Source organism: Photorhabdus kayaii (assembly GCF_025384895.1).
Lineage (GTDB): Bacteria > Pseudomonadota > Gammaproteobacteria > Enterobacterales > Enterobacteriaceae > Photorhabdus > Photorhabdus kayaii.
Genome location: NZ_JAJAFZ010000025.1, coordinates 1 through 25,412, shown reverse-complemented (window position 1 = coordinate 25,412; position 25,412 = coordinate 1). Strand labels below are relative to the sequence as shown.

29 protein-coding genes, 1 tRNA gene and 1 pseudogene are annotated in these 25,412 nt (G+C 44.3%); 13 read left to right on the top strand and 18 right to left on the bottom strand.

Annotated features, from left to right (window positions below; translation table 11 throughout):
- The first annotated feature begins 5 nt into the window (after positions 1–5).
- The 3 genes from gshB to ruvX all read left to right on the top strand — a co-directional run bounded on the left by gshB (position 6) and on the right by ruvX (position 2,049).
- Positions 6–956: a glutathione synthase gene (gene gshB, locus LGZ98_RS11435; protein WP_113043285.1), complete on the top strand. Its 951-nt coding sequence runs from the start codon at positions 6–8 to the stop codon at positions 954–956.
- Positions 957–1,065: 109 nt separating this feature from the next.
- Entirely contained in the window at positions 1,066–1,629 is a 564-nt protein-coding gene (locus LGZ98_RS11430) for a YqgE/AlgH family protein (protein WP_113043284.1), read from the top strand.
- Complete coding sequence (ruvX, locus tag LGZ98_RS11425) at positions 1,630–2,049, top strand: Holliday junction resolvase RuvX (RefSeq protein WP_113043283.1); 420 nt, start codon at positions 1,630–1,632, stop codon at positions 2,047–2,049.
- 27 nt (positions 2,050–2,076) lie between these two features.
- Here ruvX and LGZ98_RS11420 read toward each other — a convergent pair whose 3' ends face one another.
- Entirely contained in the window at positions 2,077–3,114 is a 1,038-nt protein-coding gene (locus tag LGZ98_RS11420) for a type IV pilus twitching motility protein PilT (protein WP_113043282.1), read from the bottom strand.
- Positions 3,115–3,135: 21 nt separating this feature from the next.
- On the opposite strand from LGZ98_RS11420, the gene LGZ98_RS11415 reads away from it, so the two are divergent.
- The 6 genes from LGZ98_RS11415 (at position 3,136) to LGZ98_RS11390 (ending at position 8,201) form a co-directional block, all read left to right on the top strand.
- The gene (locus LGZ98_RS11415; protein ID WP_113043281.1) at positions 3,136–3,831 is read left to right on the top strand and encodes a YggS family pyridoxal phosphate-dependent enzyme; all 696 of its coding nucleotides are present in this window, start codon (positions 3,136–3,138) and stop codon (positions 3,829–3,831) included.
- A gap of 25 nt (positions 3,832–3,856) precedes the next feature.
- Positions 3,857–4,678, top strand: a complete 822-nt coding sequence (gene proC, locus LGZ98_RS11410; RefSeq protein ID WP_113043280.1) for a pyrroline-5-carboxylate reductase — start codon at positions 3,857–3,859, stop codon at positions 4,676–4,678.
- Positions 4,679–4,696: 18 nt separating this feature from the next.
- Positions 4,697–5,245, top strand: coding sequence for a YggT family protein (locus LGZ98_RS11405; protein WP_113043279.1), 549 nt, complete (start codon positions 4,697–4,699; stop codon positions 5,243–5,245).
- A 26-nt stretch (positions 5,246–5,271) separates the two neighbouring features.
- Positions 5,272–5,865 carry an XTP/dITP diphosphatase gene (locus LGZ98_RS11400; RefSeq protein ID WP_113043278.1) on the top strand — a complete coding sequence of 198 codons (594 nt, stop codon included), beginning with the start codon at positions 5,272–5,274 and terminating at the stop codon, positions 5,863–5,865.
- Positions 5,858–6,988 carry a radical SAM family heme chaperone HemW gene (gene hemW / locus LGZ98_RS11395; RefSeq protein WP_113043277.1) on the top strand — a complete coding sequence of 377 codons (1,131 nt, stop codon included), beginning with the start codon at positions 5,858–5,860 and terminating at the stop codon, positions 6,986–6,988. The genes LGZ98_RS11400 and hemW overlap by 8 nt, the downstream gene beginning before the upstream one ends.
- Before the next feature lie 550 nt (positions 6,989–7,538).
- A complete protein-coding gene (locus LGZ98_RS11390) occupies positions 7,539–8,201 on the top strand; it encodes a hypothetical protein (RefSeq protein ID WP_262978104.1) in 663 nt (220 codons plus the stop codon).
- Between the two features lie 274 nt (positions 8,202–8,475).
- Here the strand turns inward: LGZ98_RS11390 and LGZ98_RS11385 are convergent, their stop codons facing one another.
- From LGZ98_RS11385 to trmB, 6 genes are all read right to left on the bottom strand, one after another.
- Positions 8,476–8,667 carry a hypothetical protein gene (locus LGZ98_RS11385; RefSeq protein WP_262978103.1) on the bottom strand — a complete coding sequence of 64 codons (192 nt, stop codon included), beginning with the start codon at positions 8,665–8,667 and terminating at the stop codon, positions 8,476–8,478.
- 30 nt (positions 8,668–8,697) lie between these two features.
- Positions 8,698–9,648, bottom strand: coding sequence for a siderophore ABC transporter substrate-binding protein (locus LGZ98_RS11380; RefSeq protein WP_262978102.1), 951 nt, complete (start codon positions 9,646–9,648; stop codon positions 8,698–8,700).
- Positions 9,649–9,765: 117 nt separating this feature from the next.
- On the bottom strand, positions 9,766–10,488 hold the full coding sequence (locus tag LGZ98_RS11375; protein WP_113043274.1) for a YggN family protein: 723 nt from the start codon (positions 10,486–10,488) through the stop codon (positions 9,766–9,768).
- 28 nt (positions 10,489–10,516) lie between these two features.
- Positions 10,517–11,443 carry a glutaminase B gene (gene glsB / locus LGZ98_RS11370; protein ID WP_113043273.1) on the bottom strand — a complete coding sequence of 309 codons (927 nt, stop codon included), beginning with the start codon at positions 11,441–11,443 and terminating at the stop codon, positions 10,517–10,519.
- Positions 11,444–11,648: 205 nt separating this feature from the next.
- Positions 11,649–11,975, bottom strand: a complete 327-nt coding sequence (locus LGZ98_RS11365; RefSeq protein WP_113043272.1) for a YggL family protein — start codon at positions 11,973–11,975, stop codon at positions 11,649–11,651.
- The gene (gene trmB, locus LGZ98_RS11360; protein ID WP_262978101.1) at positions 11,975–12,694 is read right to left on the bottom strand and encodes a tRNA (guanosine(46)-N7)-methyltransferase TrmB; all 720 of its coding nucleotides are present in this window, start codon (positions 12,692–12,694) and stop codon (positions 11,975–11,977) included. Before trmB ends, LGZ98_RS11365 begins: the two co-directional genes overlap by 1 nt.
- A 241-nt stretch (positions 12,695–12,935) precedes the next feature.
- Between trmB and mutY the strand changes: the two genes are divergently transcribed.
- From mutY to LGZ98_RS11340, 4 genes are all read left to right on the top strand, one after another.
- On the top strand, positions 12,936–13,976 hold the full coding sequence (gene mutY / locus LGZ98_RS11355) for an A/G-specific adenine glycosylase (protein ID WP_262978100.1): 1,041 nt from the start codon (positions 12,936–12,938) through the stop codon (positions 13,974–13,976).
- Positions 13,977–14,006: 30 nt separating this feature from the next.
- A complete protein-coding gene (locus LGZ98_RS11350; protein ID WP_112896809.1) occupies positions 14,007–14,279 on the top strand; it encodes an oxidative damage protection protein in 273 nt (90 codons plus the stop codon).
- A 63-nt stretch (positions 14,280–14,342) separates the two neighbouring features.
- Positions 14,343–15,416: a membrane-bound lytic murein transglycosylase MltC gene (gene mltC, locus LGZ98_RS11345; RefSeq protein WP_112878762.1), complete on the top strand. Its 1,074-nt coding sequence runs from the start codon at positions 14,343–14,345 to the stop codon at positions 15,414–15,416.
- A gap of 160 nt (positions 15,417–15,576) precedes the next feature.
- Positions 15,577–15,652: transfer RNA gene (locus LGZ98_RS11340), tRNA-Phe, on the top strand.
- A gap of 387 nt (positions 15,653–16,039) precedes the next feature.
- Here the strand turns inward: LGZ98_RS11340 and LGZ98_RS11335 are convergent.
- The 11 genes and pseudogenes from LGZ98_RS11335 to LGZ98_RS11285 form a co-directional block, all read right to left on the bottom strand.
- A pseudogene (locus LGZ98_RS11335) lies at positions 16,040–17,041 on the bottom strand (tyrosine-type recombinase/integrase).
- 78 nt (positions 17,042–17,119) lie between these two features.
- A complete protein-coding gene (locus tag LGZ98_RS11330) occupies positions 17,120–18,637 on the bottom strand; it encodes a conjugal transfer nickase/helicase domain-containing protein (RefSeq protein WP_262978099.1) in 1,518 nt (505 codons plus the stop codon).
- A 500-nt stretch (positions 18,638–19,137) separates the two neighbouring features.
- Positions 19,138–20,064 carry a DUF1281 domain-containing protein gene (locus LGZ98_RS11325; protein ID WP_113043268.1) on the bottom strand — a complete coding sequence of 309 codons (927 nt, stop codon included), beginning with the start codon at positions 20,062–20,064 and terminating at the stop codon, positions 19,138–19,140.
- Between the two features lie 128 nt (positions 20,065–20,192).
- Positions 20,193–20,381: a hypothetical protein gene (locus LGZ98_RS11320; RefSeq protein WP_082300852.1), complete on the bottom strand. Its 189-nt coding sequence runs from the start codon at positions 20,379–20,381 to the stop codon at positions 20,193–20,195.
- 88 nt (positions 20,382–20,469) lie between these two features.
- Entirely contained in the window at positions 20,470–20,802 is a 333-nt protein-coding gene (locus tag LGZ98_RS11315; protein ID WP_065391120.1) for a DUF3085 domain-containing protein, read from the bottom strand.
- A 65-nt stretch (positions 20,803–20,867) separates the two neighbouring features.
- Positions 20,868–21,779 (bottom strand): hypothetical protein, encoded by a 912-nt coding sequence (locus tag LGZ98_RS11310; RefSeq protein WP_113043267.1) that lies wholly within the window; start codon positions 21,777–21,779, stop codon positions 20,868–20,870.
- A 101-nt stretch (positions 21,780–21,880) separates the two neighbouring features.
- Positions 21,881–23,839, bottom strand: a complete 1,959-nt coding sequence (locus tag LGZ98_RS11305; RefSeq protein WP_229015708.1) for a TA system toxin CbtA family protein — start codon at positions 23,837–23,839, stop codon at positions 21,881–21,883.
- Between the two features lie 70 nt (positions 23,840–23,909).
- Positions 23,910–24,383 carry a hypothetical protein gene (locus LGZ98_RS11300; RefSeq protein ID WP_113043265.1) on the bottom strand — a complete coding sequence of 158 codons (474 nt, stop codon included), beginning with the start codon at positions 24,381–24,383 and terminating at the stop codon, positions 23,910–23,912.
- A gap of 76 nt (positions 24,384–24,459) precedes the next feature.
- Positions 24,460–24,717, bottom strand: coding sequence for a hypothetical protein (locus LGZ98_RS11295; protein ID WP_228901437.1), 258 nt, complete (start codon positions 24,715–24,717; stop codon positions 24,460–24,462).
- 38 nt (positions 24,718–24,755) lie between these two features.
- Entirely contained in the window at positions 24,756–25,133 is a 378-nt protein-coding gene (locus LGZ98_RS11290) for a hypothetical protein (RefSeq protein WP_113043263.1), read from the bottom strand.
- A gap of 13 nt (positions 25,134–25,146) precedes the next feature.
- Positions 25,147–25,368, bottom strand: a complete 222-nt coding sequence (locus tag LGZ98_RS11285) for a hypothetical protein (protein WP_036776922.1) — start codon at positions 25,366–25,368, stop codon at positions 25,147–25,149.
- Between the last annotated feature and the right edge of the window lie 44 nt (positions 25,369–25,412).

Genomic DNA, 25,412 nt, shown 5'->3' with positions numbered 1-25,412 from the left:
AAAGAATGATCAAACTCGGCATAGTGATGGACCCCATTTCATCCATCAACATCAAGAAAGACACCAGTTTTGCCATGCTATTAGAAGTACAACGTCGCGGCTGGGAACTCCATTATATGGAGATGAGTGATCTCTATCTGCACCAAGGGGAAGCCCGCGCACGTACCCGCTTATTGCAGGTAGAAAACCATCCACAACAATGGTACCAATTCGATAGAGAACAAGATCTAGCACTGGAAACATTGGATGTCATCCTGATGCGCAAAGATCCACCATTTGATACTGAATACATTTACGCCACTTATATTTTGGAACGCGCGGAAGAGAAAGGCTCTCTCATTGTCAATAAACCACAAAGCCTACGCGATTGTAACGAAAAACTCTTCACAGCCTGGTTCCCTGATTTAACACCAGATACATTAGTGACTCGCAATGCCGCTCACTTACGTGAATTCCACCAGAAACACGGAGATGTCATCTTTAAACCACTAGATGGTATGGGCGGTGCATCGATATTCCGCCTGAAAAAAGATGACCCAAACGTTAGTGTTATTATTGAAACTCTAACAGAACATGGCAATCGCTTCTGCATGGCGCAGAATTTCTTACCGGCCATAAAAGAAGGTGATAAACGAGTATTAATTATCAATGGCGAACCCGTTCCTTATTGCCTGGCTCGTATCCCTACCCAAGGTGAAACCCGTGGTAATCTTGCTGCGGGTGGCCGTGGTGAAGCTCGCCCGCTTTCAGAAAGTGACTGGGCTATCGCCAGAGCTGTTGCTCCAACTTTGCAAGAAAAAGGGTTAATCTTTGTTGGTCTGGACATCATTGGTGACAAACTGACTGAAATTAATGTCACCAGTCCAACCTGTGCACGCGAGATAGAAGCCGCTTTCCCTGATATTTCAATCATTGGCATGTTAATGAATGCAATTGAAGAACGATTAGAGAAATAAAAAATTCTTTTCACGAATTTGCCTGTCAAGGTTTGTCATTTATACTTTTAGCCCACATACTGTTGGGCTAAATAATCCTTACACAGCCAGGTTAATTACTAGAAAAAAAATGAATCTACAGCACTATTTTCTTATCGCCATGCCTTCATTATCTGATCCCTATTTCAAACGCTCAGTTGTTTACATATGTGAACACAATGAAAATGGGGCAATGGGATTGGTGATAAATAAACCTATTGAGCAAATCTCCGTTCGGAAAGTTTTACAAAAGCTGAAAATATCACCAGAAGATCGGGATGAAAGTATCAATCTAAACAAGCCTGTTATGACTGGTGGCCCACTTGCTGAAGATCATGGTTTTATATTGCACACACCAAAACCAGGTTTCAATTCAAGTATCAGAATTTCCGATGACACAATGATCACCACCTCCAAAGACGTCCTTGAAACCTTGGGTACACCACGCCAACCAAAACAGATATTGGTCACGTTGGGGTATGCCAGTTGGGAAAAGGGTCAACTTGAAAAAGAGATAATGGAGAATAGCTGGCTAACAGCAAACGCTGATCCACACATTATTTTCAACTCACCCATTGCGGACCGCTGGCGTGAAGCCGCATCTTTGCTCGGAATCAATATCTATAATATTGCCCCACAGGCAGGACATGCATAGATGAATAACCGTACAATAATGGCCTTCGATTTTGGCACCCGCAGCATCGGCGCAGCCATTGGACAAGAAATCACGGGCACCGCCAGAGCATTAACCTCGTTTAAAGCCACAGATGGTATCCCCAATTGGGGGCAAATCGAAAAATTACTTAAAGAATGGCAACCTGATCTGGTTATCGTTGGCCTTCCCCTCAATATGGATGGCACTGAGCAATTCGTCACAGTGCAAGCACGTAAATTTGCAAACCGGCTACATGGCCGGTTTGGCGTACAAGTTCAACTCCAAGATGAACGCCTGACAACGGTTGAAGCCCGTGCCCATCTGTTTGACCGAGGGGGTTATAAAGCCTTAAATAAAGGAAAAGTAGATGCTACTTCCGCTGTTATTATTCTGGAAAGCTGGTTTGAACAGCACTATTAACAGCAACCATATAACCGCGATTCGCAATTAACTGATAGCATTCTCTTTGATCTTCCTTTCTGTTTGCTCTGCCAGTAATCCCTGTAATTTACGCTGCTGCCAGCCTTGCTCATAAGTTTGCATCCCACTGGCAGCGCCCGTCTGCATAAGTGTTGTTATTTGATGATTTTTTCCTTCTCGTATCAGATGACTCACTGCCTGATTAACTACCAATACTTCATATATAGCAACTCGTCCTCCTCCTTGGGCAGAGACTAATTGCTGTGCTATCACAGCTTTCAGGCTGCCTGCTAGCTGGCTACGTACCCACCCTTTTTCTTCAGCGGAGAAAATATCCACCAGCCGGTCAATTGCCTGTACAGCACCTCTGGTATGCAAAGTCGACAATACCAAATGCCCAGTCTCTGCCGCGGTTAACGCCAAGCGTATTGTCTCTTTATCCCGCAACTCACCCAACAACAATACATCAGGATCTTGCCGGAGAGCCCCTTTTAACGCTTCCTGATAACTAGGAGAATTCAATCCAATTTGCCGTTGTTGTATCAGACAATTGCGACTATGGTGGATAAATTCCACGGGATCTTCCAATGTAATAATGTGCTGACAACAGTGGCTATTCAGCATATCCACAATGGCTGTTAACGTTGTCGACTTCCCGCTGCCTGTAGCACCTGTTACCAGGATCAACCCACTCTCTTCCCGCAAAGCCATTTCACGGATAATTTCAGGTGCTTTTAGCTGTTCCAGAGTTGAACACTGAGAGTGAATTAAACGCAAAACGACTGACAACCCGGAGTGTTGACAAAAAATGTTGCCCCTCAATCGTTGGCCATTTTCTGTTTCCAACGCAAAATCCACATGTCCACTCGTTAGTAGCTGTTGTCGCTGATTTTCTGATAAAAACTGCCTACTCCACTCTTCCAGCAATAGATTATTTACAGATGGCAGTTGAGTTTGCGGACAAAGCACTCCATTTATACGTAATACAGGAACTTGCCCAATACAAAGATGCAGATCTGAAGCATTATGCTTTACACTAAGGGCCACTAGCTTATCCATATTCATTTTTTAATCTCCTGAGTCACCATGAACAATATTGAACAAAATTTACAAGATGTCAGGACCCACATAGCCATTGCCGCACAGAAATGCGAACGCGTTCCAGAAGAAATTACCTTGCTTGCAGTCAGTAAAACCAAACCTGTGGAAGATATCGAAAAAGCAATCGCTGCCGGGCAACGCCAATTTGGTGAAAATTATGTGCAGGAAGGTGTAGAAAAAATTGCGTATTTTGCAAATTGTAATGATTTGATATGGCACTTTATCGGTCCGTTACAGTCTAATAAAAGCCGTTTGGTGGCAGAAAATTTTAACTGGTGCCATACCATTGACCGCTTGAAAATAGCACAACGCCTGAACGAACAACGCCCGGAGGGAATGGAACCGCTGAATATTCTTATTCAAATAAATATCAGTGATGAACGGAGCAAATCAGGTATTCAACTTGATGAACTATCAACGCTGGCAACCGAAGTGAACAAACTGCCGAATGTAAGGCTCCGTGGTTTAATGGCAATCCCGGCACCAGAACCTGACTATGAACATCAATTAATGGTTTTCAGGAGGATGGAACAAGCCTTCCTTAACCTGAAAACGAAATATCCTCAAATAGATACTCTTTCAATGGGGATGACTGATGATATGGCTGCCGCTATTAATTGTGGTTCCACATTAGTACGAATTGGAACAGCAATTTTCGGTGCACGTCAGTATCACAATTAACCATTTCAATGCTACGAGGTATTCAATGGAGAAACGTAAAATTACCTTTATTGGTGCAGGTAATATGGCTCACGCCATCATAGCTGGATTAGTAAAAGGAGGGTACCCTGCTGAGCTGATTAATGTCTGCGCACCAAGTCATACTCGCCGCGATGCACTAGCAACAGAGTATAGCGTTAACAGCGGTAGTGACAATATTCGCTACGCACAGGAAGCAGACGTTGTTGTTCTGACGGTAAAACCGCAAGTCATGGCAGATGTCTGCCAGCCTCTGAAAGAAAATGTAGATTTCAGTAACAAGCTGGTTCTGTCTATTGCTTCAGGTATTTCCGTTGCACGTTTTGATGCTTTATTACAAGACAAACTCAATATTGTTCGTATCATGCCAAACACGCCGGCATTAATTAGTCAAGGGGTGAGCGGATTATTCGCATCTGAGCAAGTCAGTCAGTCTGACCGTGATTTCACTCAAGCATTAATGAACAGTGTTGGTAAAACCTACTGGGTAAAAGATGAAAATGGCATCAATGACGTTATCGCCGTAGCAGGCAGTGCACCCGCTTATTTCTTCCTATTTATGGAATCAATGCAACAGGAAGCAGAACGTCTAGGTTTTGATAGCCAAACAGCCCGTGAAATTGTTTTGCAAACGGCAATAGGTTCTGCGGCACTGGCCGCATCAAATGTAGATCTCCCTTTTGCAACCCTGCGTGAACAGGTAACATCTAAAGGCGGTACTACTGCGGAAGCATTACGTATTTTTTATGAAGGCAAATTGCCGGAAACCGTATCCAACGCTATGCAGGCGGCTATTCGCCGGGCACAGGAAATGGAAAAACAATTTTAATTTTATCAAGGCTGCTAAATGCAATTTTTAACCTTTATTCTATTCACAGTTCTGGATTTATACATCGCTGTTTTATTACTTCGTGTATGGATGCAATGGGCTCGTTGTGATTTTTATAACCCATTTGCCCAATTTATTGTGAAAATGACCCAACCGATCGTTCGGCCATTACGCCGAGTTATACCGTCTATTGGTTCTCTCGATACTGCCTCCATTGTTGTCGCTTACGTTCTGGTATTGTTTAAATTGATCATGCAACTTTGGTTCAGTACCGGTGCGGTTGCTTTCCTCACACTTTTCATCCCTATCGGGTTAATTGAATTGCTGACAGCAGCAGGTAAACTGATATTCTGGTTGGTGCTGGCACGTGCTCTACTAAGCTGGATAAGCCAGGGACGCAATCCGATTGACTATGTTTTGATGCAACTAACAGAGCCATTGATGGCACCTATCCGCCGCATTATGCCAACAATGGGCGGCCTTGATTTTTCAGCAATGATCGTCATTTTGATCCTATACGCACTGAACTATCTCCGCGCTGATGTTCTTTCATGGCTGATACAGTAAATAAGAATTAAATTGAGCTCAAAATAATGCAAAAAGTCGTTCTGGCAACCGGCAACCCCGGAAAAGTTCGTGAACTGGCACAATTACTGGCTGATTTTGGTCTGAATATTGTTGCTCAAACTGAGTTAGGCGTAAATTCAGCCGAAGAGACCGGGCTGACATTTATTGAAAATGCCATTCTTAAAGCCCGCCACGCCGCACAAGTTACCGGCCTGCCCGCAATTGCTGATGATTCTGGTCTATCTGTAGACATCCTTGGCGGCGCTCCGGGTATCTATTCAGCCCGCTATGCAGGTGAAAATGCTACTGACCAGCAAAATTTGGAAAAATTGCTGGATACGATGAAAGATATTCCTGACGATCAACGTCAAGCTCAGTTTAACTGTGTGTTGGTTTATATACGCCATGCAGAAGATCCAACTCCTCTGGTATTTCATGGTCGCTGGCCGGGGATTATCGCTCATAAGCCTGCCGGTAATGGCGGGTTTGGTTATGATCCCATCTTCTACATACCAAAATTAGGCTGTACTGCCGCTGAATTAACGGGTGAACAAAAAAATGCTGTTTCGCATCGTGGTCAGGCACTAAAGATGATGTTGGATACACTACGTAATGCTTAAACTTCCACCACTGAGTCTTTACATCCATATTCCATGGTGTGTACAAAAATGTCCTTACTGTGATTTCAACTCTCATGCCTTGAAAGGTGATGTTCCACATCAGGAGTATGTTGACCACTTATTGGCAGATCTGAAAACAGATCGGCCAATGGTCAATGGACGGGAAGTTACCACTATCTTTATTGGTGGAGGAACCCCTAGCCTGCTTAGCTCACAGGCAATGCAACAATTGCTGGATGGCGTTCGTGCTCTCCTGCCGGTATCGCCACAAGCTGAAATTACGATGGAAGCCAATCCGGGTACTGTGGAAATCGACCGTTTCAGCGGTTACCAGCAAGCGGGTATTAACCGAATATCCATTGGCGTGCAGAGTTTCAGCCCGGATAAACTAGTACGTCTTGGCCGTATTCACGGGCCGGATGAAGCCAAACGGGCAGCACGTTTAGCCGCCAGTCTGGGGCTACGCAGTTTTAATCTAGATTTGATGCATGGTTTGCCGAACCAAAGTCTTGATGAAGCGCTGAATGATTTACGTCAGGCAATTGCATTATCACCACCGCATCTTTCATGGTATCAGTTGACTATTGAGCCTAATACCAGCTTTGGTTCTCGTCCTCCCGTTCTACCCGACGATGATGCTTTATGGGATATCTTTTCACAAGGTCACCAATTGCTGACAGCGGCAGGTTATCAGCAATATGAAACTTCTGCTTATGCCAAGCCAGGCTATCAATGCCAGCACAATCTCAACTACTGGCGTTTTGGGGATTACCTTGGTATTGGCTGTGGCGCTCATGGAAAAATCACATTTGAAGATGGCCGTATCCTACGCACAGTGAAAACCAAACATCCTCGTGGATATATGCAGGGGCGCTATCTGGATAAACAGCATCAGGTAGAAAATGAAGATCGACCATTTGAATTTTTTATGAACCGATTCCGTCTACTGGAAATGATGCCAAAACAAGATTTCAGTGATTTCACCGGGTTATCTGAAACCTCAATTCGTACTCAAATTGAACAAGCCTTAGCCGCTGGTTATCTCTCTGAAACAGCAACACACTGGCAAATTACGCAGAAAGGCAAACTGTTCCTAAATTCATTATTGGAACTATTTCTTTAACACAAAAATCGCCTTCGGAAAATTCAACTCCACAAAGATTATCTTTGCATAAAATTGATACCTCCATTGGTTTCGTTTCTATTCATAATACATTTCCCCCGCTGAACTTCAGTGGGGACTCCATTAGATGGTAGTGACTGATTGACCAGTGTCGGATTCCTACTCCTTTTGGAGGACTGATTACATCCCAATTAATATCAAAATAATAATTCACAATTTAATTTTCAATAATAAAAACTCAATATACATAAAAATAAACAAAAAAAATATAATACAAAAAATAATAATATAAAGATTTATGAATCTCTCGTATAAATATATTTATCCATGTAGATAATAGTTAATATCGACCATCAGCAAGTATATTAATTGAAGTTTAATAAAAACACATTATACACAAGAATTAAGTTTAATATATGTGAATTACAGCACAATAATATCATTTAAATTATCTCAAATACGACTATATTTAATTTTCTCTTTATTATATTCTTATTAGCACAAGCATTCTCAAAAATTATTCTTAACTTAACTTGAATTGGAATAAAAAATGAACGTTGAAAATAAAGAAATGTTATATACTTTATCCAAAGAAGAGCTGGCTACAGCACTGACTCCGTATTATAAAGACTTTTATGATCAACTTTCCGATTATCAAAAAGCAAATATCAGCCTTGATATGGTTGTAAATGATGCTCACAAGAGATTATTCCTTAATAATTTAACTCATCTTCGCATTGATAGAGAATTAAAGCCAATTGAATACGCCGGTGTATCTCCATGTATTCTTGCAATTGGTACGGTTGTTGCTGATGCTTTTGGTCTTGTATTCCAATTTTTAGGTATAAATGAAGCTGAAACTCGTGCAGCCACACGCGCATTATTAAAAGAGTTAAGCCAGGATACTCTACGTGGATTACTTGCTACAATCGAAGACTTTAAAAATGCGACTTCTCTTCTTGATAAAGCGAAGATTATTTGGTCATTAATTTCTGAAATTAAGAATGCTGTAGGTTTTTCTGGAATAATCAAGGCATTAAAGGACTCAATGCATTGGTATGACTGGGTAATTACTGGGGTAACCGCAGCAGCACAATTAACTATATGGTTTGCTACAGATGGAGCCGCATTTATTGCAGAACTAGCTCTGGCTGGTGCTGCTATAGCTACATTGGGGATTGATGCGGCAAACGCAGTTCATGTTTGTTCATAAAGCATTTATCTGTAATCTCATTTAATTATCAAGGAACTTATTATTTATTATAAGTTCCTTTCAGTATAAATATCATTCTCCATATTATAAAATCGAATAAATCAGACATTAAAATATAAAATATAAAATAATTTCATCTTGTAAATTCAATATGTAAATTACTATTAATATTTTAAAAAAATTATTTTTTCACAGAAAGTAAATTATCATCTGAAAAAATATTTAGATTAATTTTGGTTATTTTAAAAATGACCAATGTAAATAATTTCTCAGCTTACTTACATATGATATAAATATATTTATTAATAACGAAGTTAGCTATGCTACCGGGGATTCGCTCCCTTGCCATCGCGATGCATCTTGAAATCCATAGAGTATAGCTCAGACCAAACCTGACAGTTACCAGCATAAAAAACCGATAACTGTCAGACCAAACTAAAACAATCCATTGTGGAACTTCAATCACTGTTCAAATTCAAAATGGCACATGACCTGATTAAAGGGCATCAGCCACCGCATTAACTTGTGCTGACAGACTTTCCAAACCACCGCCAGACAAATACCACAGATCAGACTTCAGATAAGTAATTTTGCCATTCTTGTACGCTGAAGTGGATTTCACTTTATCATCTTCAAACTTCGCTTTATCTAGCTTACCAGCACCAATTGCTTCACTGCGGTCAATAATTAAAATCACATCTGGATTGGCTTGAGCAATCATATCAGAAGTCACTACAACGCGTTTGGTTTTATTTTCACCAGCAGGAATAGCTAATTCCGCTTTCTGTGCCTTAACCACGTCATACACGACACTCTGGTTATTCAGCATTAATTTATCTGCGTTATGCAGCAATACTAAAACTTTTGCATCAGCAGATTTAGCTTTATCCTGAGCTTTAGCAATAGTTTTTTCCAGATCGGCAATCTGATCTTTCACTTCACTCTGTTTACTAAATAATTCACCTAATAACGTTATGTTACTTTCAACTGAAACCAAATAATTTTTGCTATCAGTTCCCAAATTAATTGTCGGTGCTATTTTTGACAGTTTTTCATAGAAAGAACCTTGACGACCAGTAATAACGATCAAATCAGGTTTAAGTTGCGCCAGTTTTTCCAGATTAGGATCTTTCATCCCCCCCGCATTTTCTACCTCTTTAGGTAAGCTATTACGGAGATATTCAGGCGTATTACCAGTAGGTAATGCAACAACCCTATCTGATAAACCTAATTTAACTAATGAATCATAAGTGCCGAAATCAAATAAAACAACTTTCTGAGGATTCTTTTTGACCTCAGTTTCACCGGAAAGGTGCTTAACTATAACCTTATCATCAGCCTGAGCTGTAACAGCATTTGGTGTAACTACAGCAGATTTCTGACTAAATGCGGAATGGCTTGCAACAGCAAATAACGATACCAGAACGACGGGGATTATCTTTTTCATATATTGCACTCCAAGAAAGAATATTTAGTAAGCATTTGCATTCTAGGTAGCGAAAAAAATATGTCAATCTAAATAAGAATCAATTTCAAATTGATTCTTATTTGTGATTATCAGCAACTATTTAATAAAATTCAGTAATTCAATTCGTTGTTGCTCAAGGCCACTGATCTTACCGCAAACCTCTTTGCCAAAACGCTGGAAATCTTCCTCCTGAGCCCGCCATTCAGCTTTCAAATTATTCTGCAATCCACCCAAACTACCAAGCAAAGATTGTAGTGCCTGATTATTATCACCATTTAGGCTAAATTGCTTATTGCCAATCTCATTAATACTGTCCTGTAACACTCCACCAAGACTTTGCTCAATTAAGCTACGGCTATCTTTTTCAACCTGCTTAATCGCTTGATGGTGGAATGCCATGCCATCAGAGCGAGTTTCAATAATTCGGTTTATTTGCTGATTGAGCCCTGACTCAAGATCAGACAACCGATTACGCACATTGCTATCCTTACCGATAGTATCTACTACGACTTTATCCAAGGATTTACGGGCCGTTATCAGGTGTCTTCCGGTTTCTTGTTTAATCCAAGGCAAATCCTGCCGCAAAGCCTGCTGATAACGTTGTGCTTTCTGACGCTGTTCTGTATTTAAACTTAAGTTCCTACCATCACGAATTACTGAACCATCAGGTGAAATCTGGAGATTGCCACTTGCCCCCACAACTTGAACTGATTGAGAAGTAATAATAATGTCATTCTGTGGATTTACCTGGCATTCATAACCTGCTTGAGTCTGAGCAACAAATAGCAAAGATGCAGCAATGATAATTTTGCGTAACATGTTTTCTCCTAAGAAAATCACCTGAGAGTTAAAAAATGGATCGCCCAACACGATCGGCTAACAATTCTAGGGCAGCGCAACCGGCCAAAGAGTTCCCCGATCGATCCAATTCCGGTGACCAGACAGTAACTGTAAACTCTCCCGGCACGACACACACGATCCCACCACCAACACCCGATTTTCCTGGCATACCAATCCTGAATGCAAATTCACCGGAACCATCATACATACCACAGGTCATCATCAGTGCATTAATCTGCCGGGCCTGACGAGGACTAAGAATCTGCTGCTCAGAACCTATCGTACTCCCCTGATTCGCCAAATAAATGAAACATTTAGCAAGCTCAATACAGTTCATTTTCAAAGCGCAATAATGAAAATAAGTTTGCAGTACCGCGAGCACATCGTTATCGAAATTACCGAAGGATTTCATCAGATAGGCAATCGCTGCATTGCGGTGAGAATGTTCCATTTCAGAACGGGCAACTTTGCTGTCGTAACAAATATCAGGACAACCAGCAAGTTTGCGCACCACTTCCAGCATACGCTGTTTAGGTGCACTCAATCGCGACTGCAACATGTCACATACAATTAATGCACCCGCGTTAATAAAAGGGTTACGAGGTTTGCCTTTTTCCAGTTCCAACTGAACTAGTGAATTAAATGGCTGACCAGAAGGTTCCTGCCCGACTCGCTGCCAGATCTCTTGTTCCTGATAACGTGTCATGGCTAAAGTCAGACTTAATATTTTAGAAATAGATTGAATCGAAAAACGCTTCTCAGCATCTCCTGCATGAAATATCTGCCCATCGATGGTACAGATAGCTATTGCCAGATTATCAGCAGGAACTTCCGCCAGTGCAGGAATATAATTTGCTACTTTCCCTTGGCCAAGCAAGGGACGAACTTGTCGCAAAATATCCGACAATAACGTATTAGAGAACGTTGTACTCACTGATTTTACTCCAGACAGGGGCACCGATTAAAGGTGCCCCTGTTGTGATTCACGCAAGCTATTTTATAGCGATATACCCGTTATCTTTCAAGTTGCCTCTTTGTTGGCTGCGCTCGCTCACCCCGGTCACATCGTTATCTATGCTCCCGGGGATTCACTCCCTTGCCGTCGCGATGCATCTTGAAATCCATAGGGTATAGATTAATCAATCCCACCAAACATCAAACAATTCAGAGGTCATAACATCTTCCATACCGCGATCTTTCAGCCATTTTTCAACCAATTGGCGGTGTTCTTCTGTACACTTACCAATTTTTTGCAAACAGATTAAGCCTTCCCAATTCAGATAACCGCTGGCATCCAATGCTAAGCCATTGGATTCAATCAGCTCATCAATAAATGCATCAACAGTGCTATCGATAACATCTACAGGTGTATTAGATGGGAAATTCCACTTAACAGAAAAACCCAACTCTTTAAATTCATCAATATGCATCTTTTTACGCAAACGACGACTGCGGTTTTTAGCCATTACTTAATCCTCTTAAACATTATGTCCCATACGCCATGCCCCAACCGCTGACCGCGCAATTCAAATTTCGTTATCGGGCGTGAAGATGGACGCGGCACATAATCACCATTTTCAGACAAATTAAGGTAATTATCTACGCCATTCATCACTTCCAACATATGTTCAGCATATGGCTGCCAGTCAGTCGCCATATGGAATACGCCCCCCGCTTTCAACTTGCTTTTTATCAGTTCCACAAATGGTGGCTGTACAATCCTGCGTTTATTATGACGTGCTTTATGCCACGGATCCGGAAAGAAAAGCTGTACCATTTCCAAACTATTATCCGGGATCATGTTTTCCAGCACTTCAATCGCATCATGGCACATCACCCGCAAGTTACCGATATTTTCATCTTCAGCGGAAGCCAGACAAGCACCGACACCAGGTACATGAACTTCAATTCCAAGAAAGTTTTTATCGGGATTCTGGCTTGCCATAGTGACAAGTGATGCTCCCATACCAAAGCCAATTTCCAGCACAATGGGGGCTTCACGCCCAAAAAGTGCCTTCATATCTAGCTTTTCCGTCTGATATTCAACACCCATTTTTGGCCAGAGATCATCAAGTGCTTGTTGCTGACGATTAGTTAACCGGCCTTGACGACGAACAAAACTCCTAACACGGCGCAATGGCCTGCCATTTTCATCAAATTCCGGCGAAATTACGTTATTTATCATGGTATTTCTGTCAGTTTTAAAGACATTTATTCAGGCAATTATGGCTGCTTTACCGGCAAACCACCTAAAGAGAGCGCATTATCCAAAGATGGGCGATTTTAGCAAGTCCAATAATGACAAGTACAATTTTAATCCCAGATTGCGCAGTGCTGCAAAAACAAAGTTCCGGTTTACAGTGAAGTAACACTATGTTGCAATCCTGTTCACGAAACACTGATATTCCCTAAAGATAATTATCCCAATGATGGAAGCAAAGCAATTCTCCAAAGTGGTACTGGATTGGTACCATAGTTACGGTCGTAAAACCCTGCCCTGGCAACTGGAAAAGACCTCTTACCACGTCTGGCTTTCAGAAGTGATGTTGCAACAAACTCAGGTTGCGACGGTCATTCCCTATTTTCAGCGCTTTATTTCACGTTTTCCCGATGTGACTTTACTTGCCGCAGCCCCCCTTGATGAAGTCCTTCATTTATGGACCGGTCTTGGTTACTACGCCCGCGCTCGTAATTTACATAAAGCAGCACAACAGATTGTGGAGCAGCACCAAGGGAAATTCCCGACAACTTTTGAAGATGTGGTTGCCCTACCCGGTGTTGGTCGTTCAACAGCAGGCGCAATTCTTTCACTTTCTCAAGGTAAACATTTCCCCATTCTTGATGGCAATGTTAAACGGGTATTGGCCCGCTGTTATGCCGTGGAAGGTTGGCCGGGTAAAAAAGAGGTCGAAAGCAGCCTCTGGCAAATCAGCACCAATGTAACGCCAGTACAAGAGGTGGAATATTTTAATCAGGCCATAATGGATTTAGGCGCAATGGTTTGCACTCGCAGCAAGCCGAAATGTGAAATCTGCCCATTAAATCAAGGATGTATCTCTTACGCTAACCATAGCTGGACAAAATATCCCGGTAAAAAACCTAAACAGAGCATTCCTGAGAAAACAGCTTATTTCTTGCTGATGCAGAATAATGATTCTGTCTGGCTAGAACAACGCCCACCAACAGGGATCTGGGGTGGTTTGTTTGCGTTTCCTCAGTTTGAAAGCATGGATTTGCTAAACGGATGGCTAGAACAATCAGGTATTTCTCACAGTAAACATGAACAACTCACCGCATTCCGCCACACATTTAGCCATTTTCATCTAGATATTGTGCCGATAAAAATAAATATCTTATCCTTTACTACCTGCATGGATGAAAATACAGGACTTTGGTATAACTTACAGCAACCCGCAACTGTTGGGCTGGCAGCACCAGTTGAATATCTATTACAGCAACTGAGCTGAATCCCACTCCCACTATTTTGAGGATTTATTATGAGCAGAACTGTTTTTTGTACTTTCTTACAACGTGAAGCCGAAGGACTGGATTTTCAGCTTTATCCGGGCGAATTGGGCAAACGCATTTTCAATGAAATTTCCAAAGAAGCGTGGGGACAATGGATGAGCAAACAAACCATGCTGATCAATGAGAAAAAACTCAACACCATGAACCCGGAAGATCGCAAACTACTTGAACAGGAAATGACCAAATTCCTGTTCGAAGGTCATGATATTCAAATTGATGGATATACCCCACCAGAAAAATAATATTTAGCTTTCATCAGAGCCACTGGCTCTGATGTTGTATTCAACACCAGATGGCAATGTAAGATGAAAAAACTGTTAGCGTTGTTTGTTATTGCCCCAATTCTTATTTCCTGTACCAGCAACAAAAATAGTGAATACCGCGAAGAATATATAAAAGATACCAATGGTTTTGATATTTTGATGGGCCAGTTTGCTCATAACATTGAGAACATTTGGGGGTTGCATGAAGTATTAATTGCAGGCCCAAAGGACTACGTTAAATATACCGATCAATACCGGACCCGCAGCCATATCAATTTTGAAGCTGGAACGATCACGATTGAGACAATTTCTCCAATTGACCCTACAACCTATTTACGCAAGGCCATTATCACGACCTTATTAATGGGTGATGATCCAGGTTCCGTTGATCTTTATTCTGACACTAACGATATTCAGATCAGTAAAGAACCTTTCCTTTACGGACAAGTTATGGACAATAATGGTCAACCGATTCGTTGGGAATGGCGAGCAACACACTTTGCAGATTATCTGATTGCCAACAAATTACAAAAACGCCAATCCGGTTTACATGTCATTTGGTCTGTCACTATACAACTGGTACCAAACCATTTGGACAAACGTGCTCATAAATATCTGCCACTGATTCGTCAAGCTTCCATTAAATATGGCATAGATGAATCCCTAATTTTGGCAATTATGCAAATAGAATCCAGCTTCAACCCTTATGCAGTCAGCCGTTCTGATGCGCTTGGATTGATGCAAGTTGTACAACATACTGCTGGCCGTGATGTCTTTAAAATGAAAGGTAAATCAGGGCAACCAAGCCGTAGTTATCTATTTGATCCAGGAAATAACATCGATGCCGGCACTGCATATTTATCGATATTACAAAACAGTTATCTGGTTGATATCACTAATGCAACATCTCGCCGCTACGCAGTAATAACGGCTTACAACGGTGGTGCCGGTAGTGTATTAAGAGTATTTTCTAGCGATAAGAAAAAAGCGGCTCAAATTATTAATAACATGGCACCGGGTGACGTTTATGAAACCCTGACAACCAAACATCCATCGGCAGAATCACGTCGCTACCTGATGAAAGTCAATACTGCCCAGAAAAACTACCATCATTAACACATTAAAATATTAAGAAAATAACGGAGAGCAAATTTTCTACTCTCCGTTATTATTTTGCTTATATTTCTAGCCAATCGAATAATTTCAAAGCACAAGTCACTATTTCCAAAGAAATCTATTGACGGGCTCTACCGAATACGGTTTAATGCGCCCCGTTGCCCGGATAGCTCAGTCGGTAGAGCAGAGGATTGAAAATCCTCGTGTCGGTGGTTCGATTCCGCCTCCGGGCACCAATTCAAAACACGTTGATTTGAGAGATGAAAAAGCTCAACAAGCGTTCGATACTGGGACCTAAAAATGCATCGCGTGGCATTATTCAATCATGCAATATTTCGATGTTAATTAAAGGGGTTCTAGATTCAGGGTATCTGAGAAATCAGATATCCATTTTTCGTTCGAGCGCAATATTTACAAGTTCTATTGCAACTGTCAAGCCATCCAAACTAAAATCAATGAATTAATTAACACGATGTTGTATGTTGGTTACTCAACTTTCCTCATTGATCAGAAGAAAGTTAATTATGGGTGATTGCATCGGTTCAAAAAAATTCCCCATCTTGCGACAGGGAATGATTTATGCAGAAAAAGACAGATTCAAGCAACAGCGGGAATATTCTGTTTTATCCGATTAACATTTCGCTTCTCTCTGGCTCAACATCGATATACAGCATCAATTCGCGCTCCAGCGCACGTCCGGCAGTATCCAGATTGATATCAATATATTCCATCGTCGTGGCAATACTGCGATGCCCCAGTAATCCGCGCACCATTTGCAAATTACGATCAGGCGCTTTCATCAGTTCAGTTGCCAGGGTATGCCGGAAACGGTGTGGACCCACATCAAATCCACACTCTTTTGATAAGCGCCGAAAGAATGATTTTATCGTCTGTAACTGGTCGGTTTCACTTCCTCTGTCTGTTTTGGCGGTAAAATAGTTCACACAGAACAGAGGATCACTCAGTTTTGCCCCAGCCGCCAGGGCACGTTCCAGCAAAACTTCCAGTCGCGGATACAATCATTTCACCACCGGCACCAAGTGTTCATAATGGTTCTTACTCCCCTCGGAGCAAAGAATAATCCGGCGTTCTTTCAGATCAACATCTCCAAGCCGAATATGTAATAGCTGATTTTGCCGCATCCCAGTATAACGCAATGTATCCAGTACCGTCAGCCAATACCAGGTCGGATATAATGCACAGCGGGCACGATGGTTATCCCCTGCCTGTCGCTCCCGCTCTTCAAATTGCCCCATCGTGAGATACAAGGCCGTCAGTTGTTTTTTGGTCAATGTTTTCTTTTTATTTTTGTTCGCATTGACCACCACACCATTAAAGGGGTTTTCCGTTTGGGGCAGTATTTTTTCTTCTATCGCAAAATTAAACACCGCCCGCATATGCGCAATCTTACTGTTCCAGGTCACACCTTTCAGGCCAGACTGATGCAACACATATCTGCGCCACGCCAGCACCTGTTGTCGGGTCACTTGAGCAGGCCGATTGTCCACACCTGCAAACACCTGGAAGGTATTCACCACCTTGCGATAACTTGACTCCGTATCCGGCCGCAACATTTTGGCAAAGAAATACTCATCCAGCAGGTTATCCCAGGTCATACTGTCCATCTCTACTTCCTCACTTCATCAATTTAAAAACCCATTGCGGGGCGCAGAAAATAACATATTGTTATTAAAGATGCTTTCTCATGAAATCATGAGAAAAGGGCTATCCTCTGGTACAGAACGGTCACGATAAAGCAACGTGTTTTTGATTAAGTAGCCATGAATACGTTGATAGGAGCCAGTCCGATCAGCCGAATCATAAAGATGACAGCAACAAAAACACTTTCCACCACTGATTCGATGTCGTCCCAGTCGCTCAAATGCGGTTTGTACCCGTTTCCATTTTTGGCTAACCTCTTTGCCATCCGCCTGTTTCTTCTCACCGAGAAACTGGAAGAAAATGGCCGGCGCACTCACAAACACAAAACCACTGACCAGATGTATCCGGGCTTCCGGCGTATTAATGGTCATTACCCCATGCCTTAATCCAGCGGACAACCAATCCCAGAATTGCTCTCCAATACAGGATGTCTCAATCGCATTTTCGTTCTGCCATGTTGCCTGAACCGCGTGTTGTGAAGGCACCGGCGTGTCTGGCGGTACGATTTCTGCTTCACTCGCTATAACCTGTTCTGTCACTGTGCCCGCAACATTCATCCCCATTAATGACAATAGCTGTTGCGTGCTCCCATCCGACGGCATCCCCAGCTCCGGCGCGACTGTCATGACGGCAGAAGAGATCTCATCAACTGGCCTCACGGCTGATGAAACAATTTCAGTCATCGGGTTATCTTCCTGCCGTCTCTGAGAAGGCAGAACACTGTCCATTGCGGTTGATAAAGGCGTAGCAGAGACATCAGGATTTCCTGAAACAATCATTTGCGGTGATGCCGCCGTGACAGATAATATTTCTGATATTGTTGGTGCGCCCGCTTTATTCAAAGCTTCTGTCATTATCTGATTTATTACGTCATCTTCCTTCATATCACCGGATAAAATACAGAACAGCGCAGGCAAGGCATGAGGTACTGACGCCAGCCAGGTCAACGCCTTAGCCGGCAGCAATCGTCCGGCGAGTAACACCCCGAAATGACAGCCAACCCTCGTCTCCACGGGAGGAATTTTGAACCGAAAACGATACGGCCCCTGCGGCACAACCAATCCCGGGTACCAGGGTTGGCCTTCATCCAGTTCCCCGTCAAACTGGGCCAAAACAGGTAAAAAATGAAATAACGCAGCGTAAAACACCACCGTGCTCCATATCACACTTTGTTCTGCCTGCGTCTCAGGGGCCACACCCGGCGGTAACATCTGTCCTTTCGCCAAACGTACGGCAAATGCAGTACATTGCAAAGTCACATCTATCAAGCCCCCCAGGTGGGCATAAGACCCCTGCGGTGCCGCCGGAAGTTGTTGCATCAATGCAACACACTCATGTAACGGGGCCAGCCACAATGCCTGATAGTGTGTTTTAGGTAATGCGCTATTGTCCCACAGACACTGTAAACACTGCCGTCGCCGGGAAGTATCCAGCAACAGTCTGGACTCAGACGGCAAAAAGTAGCCTGCTTTGACCGTTTCTGGGATGGCGGTGGGTTGTGGAAGTGACTTTTTTCCTGCGGATGTTCCCGCCAGCAGGATGTTAATTTTTTTCAACACGATTAATCTCCTCTTTTTTCCCCAAAACCCTAATACATCCTCTGACAGGGACAAGGCAAAACTCTTTTCCGGGAATAAAAATTAATCAATGAAAACCGCACGCAATGATTCAAACGTTCCCAATTCCGTCACGGGTAAACGAAGCGTGTATCCGGTTATTTCGTTGAATCAATCATGATAAGTACAAAAGGCAAATGACGGCTCATGTAAGAAAGGATTAAGGGAAATAGAATGTGTCCAGTGCATCTGGGAAGCACTACCGATTCAGACCAAAACGTGTCAGGGATAAACAAAACAACTTCAATCGATTTATTTCTCATCTCCGTCCTGTTCGGCCCAAGAACCGGACACTCCCCCTCAGAGGAATATTCCCCCAATGGGTAAATCGCCGGCGTCATATCCGCCGGCAGTAGTGTTATCAGACGCTCAGGTAAACCTGAACCTGTTTTTTATGTCAATTCACCCAAGGAATTTCCCTGCGGGATAACATTGTCAGCGCACTAACATCCGTCATATGAAATATTGCCGAGAATGTAGGCCGGCCCGACCACTTTACGGATACCGCCCTCACCTTCCTCACCAAATTCCAGCTCATCAAAGCTGCCAGCTTCCCACTGCCCATTCTGGTACTTGTCGTAACCACAAAAGCCACAGACATCCTCAAAATAATGGGTAATATGGCAGTGATATTGCCTGGATAAAGGCACCATAATTTTTTCATACCATGGCTCCCAGGGTGCTGTATCAAAATCCCCGGTCAGACTACCATCATCATTGTACTTCCAGGCTATTTCATAACCTCGCGGCCGTGCCATATCGTACAATCGGAAATACAACTCATGAGTCGTTTCGTGATCCCTTAACAATCCACCGCAAAATCCATTGATTTCACTCGCAAGACGGGTCGGTATCAGCAGAAACAAGTCACAAGGAACTGTCTCTGTCAGCCTGTCATCAAGATGAGACCACAGCATTTCCGTGTCATGCTCTCCGTTCCAGTCAACCAGACCGAACCAGTCGCAGGACTTTTGGTTAAACAAAGCTATAATGGTTTTCTGCGCTACCGGGAGCAACGTCTCCCATTTTCGCGCAGCCAGACCACTTTGTTGGTATAGCCTGTCAATCTGTTGGCTGGTGACTTCATCAAGCGCAACATTCTCTTTTAACAAGGCCAGCCATTGCTCAAACGCCTGGTTTTCCGGTGAGCCGTCTCCTTTTCCCTGCGCTACCAGCGCCAGATAAAGTGGATAATCTGTCGTTTCAGTGGGTTGCAGAAGACCGGCACAGCCCGCGACAAACAGCTTAATACTTTGATGGATAGCCTGCCCGTAATAGGGAATGACGTCTCCCAATCCCCATTGTTGCAGAGCCTCCAGTTGGTCAGGTTGGCCTGTGATATGCAAACGATTGGCGTAACACTTCGGCATAGTAAAAAATCCTCTTTTTTACCTGAAACAGGGCATACCCTGTGAAGGCTATACCCCCACAGGCAGATGATAAGTTCAGCGATGTGAAAAAAGGCTATCCGGCTTTCGGATAGCCCTATCCGAATTATTTATAGCCGGACAGCCGGTCTCCACAATTTTGTGGCCTGTACATCAGGGCGCCTTCTTTTTCCAAACGCCGCGATAATCCTGCCCGTCATCACCCGGTACAAATCAGGCCGGAAACGCCTGCCATGACGACGGGCGACTTTATTCTTGCGGACAGTTTTTGGGGCTGTTTTGGTCTTAATCTTTTTCATCAGTAACGCTCCGAAATAAAAACGGGCGTTATCCCCTGACGGGAAATAACGCCCGTCAGGGTGAAAATGACTGCCGGCATCCCGGCAATCAGGGATAAAATTGTGTGATAATTTGTGTGGCTGTCAGCGTCACCTTCAGATCACATTTGTCATTCAGTAACCGGTTGAGTGTCAATACGGAGAAACCCAGCTTTTCCGCAAAATCATCTCCGCCCACCGCCTCCCGGGCACGTTCATACCAGCCTTCGTCCTTCTCTGGATGATAACCGCACGCATAAGCGACAAGATGTCTGCCGTTTTGCATCGTACCCATATCAGACATGATATAAATGCCCTGATCCTTGACCAGCAACACGTCACACTGATGGGCTATCGCTTCCCGCAACACGGGCTTCAGGTCTTTAGCCTTAAAAAGTAACATCGTCGTTCTCCTGAGGAGAAACGTTCCCATTGAGGGAACATTTCCCCCAATGGGTTAAATTTTAGTTATGCTGCCAGCCTCTGTACTGGCGAAGACAGGTTCACTGAACGGGTTTTCAGCACAAACTGCTCATCTACCCAGGTGATTGCCTCATCCACCACATCCCGATAATCTCTGACTGTTGGGTTGTTAACATCTTCAATGTCTACATCTGATCGAAAACTCTCTATCACACGATCATTTTTGTATACCACATCAACCCGAAACTGGACGGGTGTCATCAATCCATCGGAGACCGCATCGATATAGTCTTCGAGATACCCTGACTCAAATTCCTCTGCCTCAATATTGTGCAAATCCTGTGGCCCCATTAATACATCGATGTAACCGATAGCGGAGGAAAAACGCCGGATTAAACGGGGTTCAACCTGTAAGTAACGAAGAAATTGACCCAAACGTTCAAAACAATACAGACACGTTTCTGTCAACTGCTTATCCAAATAGTCCATAAAACGTGTCCAGTACTGTTGCGTTTTACTGAACTGTTCCAGCGTGATTTGTTCCTCCTCCGGCAAGTTATCCTGTGCCGTCAGACGGAGAAACTCCTCCGCCGACATATTCAGCAAAACGGCTGTGTCGGGTCTGATAAGGGTATCCACACGACCACTGCTTTCCGGATGGGTATAGGGCATCAGCATCGGATCCTGATAAGCATGAGATATCGCATCCATTCCCCGTATCCATAACGTCAGGATACGCTCACTATTTCTGCATCTGGCCCGGTTTGCCGGATCCTCAGACAAACTGTCCAAAAGATGAGTCATGATGGGCAAAAGTAACTCTTTGGTAAACTTTATATAGGTATTGACGTAATCTCCCTGGCTCTCATGAAACAGATAGAAAATAGCGTCGTCATCCAGCTCCAGCCCCATTCGCTCTGCGAATTGATGCCGAATATAAAAACGTAATAAAGACATAAGGGAAATCTCGTGATTGACGGGGTTCCCCCTGTAGGGGATATCCCCTATCGGGTTAATGTGATGCCACCCAATGGTGACTTTGAATTAAAGATGTGATGTCAGCCAGCCTTGCGCATCACTATTTCGTCTTCAGCTTCCTGACGCTGACGTTTGAACTGCCAGAAGCCTAAATGGTACATTGGCGTCACCATTTGCTGAGACATGACATGAGTGAGTGAATTGCCTACCGTGACCACGGCCGGAACACCCAGCAACGACAGTTGGATATACGTCATCATCGCGGCAACCGGGTCGATATCGACACAAAACGCCAACATCTGCTGCTGAGGATTAAACCCCGCTTCCAGCAGAGTCTGATGCATCGCAATAATCATCCCGCCGGCGCCACAAGCCGGGTCAGACACCGTGATATATTCATGCTCTCCGGATCCCAACTTCGTCAAGCCTTCAGTGAACTGCATTCTGGCCATCATATGGCTGACAGGAAACGGCGTAAAATACTGACCAGCCCGGTCATGACCTAATTCCAGCGCCATGAAAATAGCCCCCAGAAAATCACCGACTGCATACTCCAGCCCCGTAATAACTTCACTCAGCAAACGACTCAGCCGGAATGCATCTTCACGGGAATAACGTTTAACCCGCTGCATATAGTCCGCTTCAAATTCCTCATTTTGCAACAGCGCGTTATACAATGAACAGGCGGCCATATGCACAAAATCACAGAACACCTGCCAGCGGTTTTCATGGGGTGCAATCTGGTTAAACAGTCTGATAAAAGCCTGTTTATGTGGATTCGGTTCCCGGTAAGTTGCCGCTAATGGCAGCGCCACAACGTTATCGTCAGGCGGATCATTATCTTCATCCGCATAACCACGGTCAGACGCCACCGGCGGTAACAACAACCATTCAGAATGTGATGATCTGTCCGGTTCACCAGTATCAGCGGGTTCTGTCACCGGGATCCGAGCATAGTTTAGATACGATGGCTGGCTGGCGAATAACGCCAATGCCTCGCTGGCCTGCCCCAACTCTTCCGGAAACAACCTGCCTTCTGGCTGGTCATGCCGTTCCCAGTGATATATTCGGGCTAAAGCACTGACAGCCATCAGCGGTGTGATACCCTCATCAATATGGCGCTGAACCACCTCATCATATTCCAGCATGGTGTCATTCAGCGGCAAACCATAGTGCTCACTGAGCAACACGGTAGCTATCTGCTGCCACAATTCCACCTGGGTCGGTAACTGCTGTCTCCGGTCTTGCAAATAATCCATGGCACGGCGGGCATCATTAGCCACCTGAAATAACCACCACGGATCTGAACCCAAAGCGTGTTCCCAGGGTACTGTATTATCAGGATAGACCGAGTTACCCCGAACACCGGTTAATGCCGCCACAAACGCCGCGCCCAATGCTGTCACCCATTGTTCCCGAGCTTCATCTAACTCACTTCGGGTTGTCAGGCCAAAGCGGTTTAACCGGGACGGATGGCCAGTGGCATAAACCAGTTGATGCAACAAGTCATGCCAGTATTGTGAATCTTCAACGTAGTCCCGCTGGACAGGCAGCTCAATACGATCATGCCATGGTCGGTAAACGGGCATGATGCCCGATCGATGAACCACCGGGATCCCACTGGCCGTCACCAGTTGCTGAACAGCGGTAAAACCGGGAGCCGGACGGGGAGGTAAAGGACAACCGGGTTGAAGTTCTGTCGGCAGTCCTTCACATTGTTCCAGATTAATGACACGTATCAGCGACATTGAAGGCTGGTAACGGACGATGGTTGTTGGTTTTTCACCGTTGACCACCCATCCGCCTAACGCTCTTAACTCATCACCGGTTAACCAGCGGTTAGATATCAACTGCCGCTGCAACATAGTTTGCCAGAGCAACAGCACATTGATACCGCTAAACGGTTGTCCGGTCAGCGCATGCTGCGGCAAACCGTACTCACTGGCCGCTTGCCAGGGCGCCCATCCACTTTCCAGGCTGTCTGTAAGACGTCGGGTTATTAACCGGCAGATATCATCCGGTAGGTAAGAAAGGGTCATCATCTTTCCTGTCTAAAATTAAGGAAGAGCCCCTTCCACAGGGAGTCGTCTCTCCCCGGGGGATAAATAATTAGCGCATGAAATAATTAGCTATTCTGGCCGGTAACGCGGTCAGCCAGTGATAAACTGCTGACAAGTCAACTTCGTAAGCGTGAAACATCAAACACACGCCTGTCACCAGCGACGTCAATGCTATCCCGGTCAACAGCCAGCGACGACGCTGCCTGAGTTTTTTCTCCTTTAACTGAACCTGTTGATACAGGAACAGCCCCAGCGTCTGCAACTCACTGAACCGGTGAAATTCCTCACGCCGTAAGGCTTCAGAAGCCTCATCGTAACGCTCAAGCTCGGTCGGATGATGGCGAGCAAGAAAACAGCGGTAACCATGATTTCTCAGCGTGTGATAGTGATTGTCGAATTGTGCCTGCAACCACTGATTAAACCGGCTACGGGTTTTTTTGAATATCTCCGGTTCAGTCAGCGCCTGCACTGACAGAGACTGGGACGATTCCCGAATGTATTCTTTAGTCGTCATTGTACTCATAGGGTTAACTCCTGTTGTAAAAAAATGACTGACGGAGTTAACCCTCACGGGTTTCCCCGTCAGGGTGATCAATAAATTAGGCGTCCAACGCAATCAGCAACCGATCAGATTCATGTTTAAGCCGCAGCGCTTGCCATAAGGGGGCCTTCATGTCGCCGTCATGCGGCAAACAGAAAAAACCAAACGTCACCTCACAGACTCCCGGCTTTGCTGCCGACCAGGCTTTGAATGCCTGGTAAATCAGTTGATGAAACCGCTCTGTTTCATATTCTGGCGCAGACGGATAACTTACCATTCGCAGCCAGACTGGCTCTTCAATCGCCACAGCTGGCATCACCGCCCGGGTAACGGCAATCAACGTCTCATTGACCATTATGCGGCCTCATCATAAGCTTTCGACAAACTACGCTGTCTCAGCAGACGCGTGAGCATCTGTTGCGCCGAATCCACCGCTTCCGTTTCGTCGATAAGGTACCGCTCGCCATAAAACGGCTCCGGACTCTCCTCACCGAAATACAGCAACTCCACACCCGGTTTGTAGCTGTGTCTATCTCTGACCACAACCGGTCTCCCGCACGACTTCGCGTCATCAGAAAGTTGCCATTTACCGGCATACACCGTGTGTCTTCGCGCATGAGCTGCTGGTAACCTCACCGGTCTTCGCCGTAACAACCAGGACAGCACATGGTAAAACGACAAAGAAATCCAGCGAATCACGCCCCAAAGCACTGTCACAAAGATCATTAGCATGGTTCGTCTCCTTTTATCCCCATAACAACCGGAAAACCAGTAACAACACACCCAGCGTTAAGATCCCTGCAAATTTAAGCAGCGTTATCACGCTCAAAAGTTTGAAGAGTGCGTCACGATCACGGTAGTCACATTCATCACGGATCAAATCGCGGATGAGGGATTGTTGTTTCGGGGTTAATGTCTCTGAAGCCGGCAGGATTATCGGATCAGAAGGTGAATGAAAAGCAGGCATTAACAGCTCCTGTTACCGGAAACCCGCCCCTGACGGGGACAAGC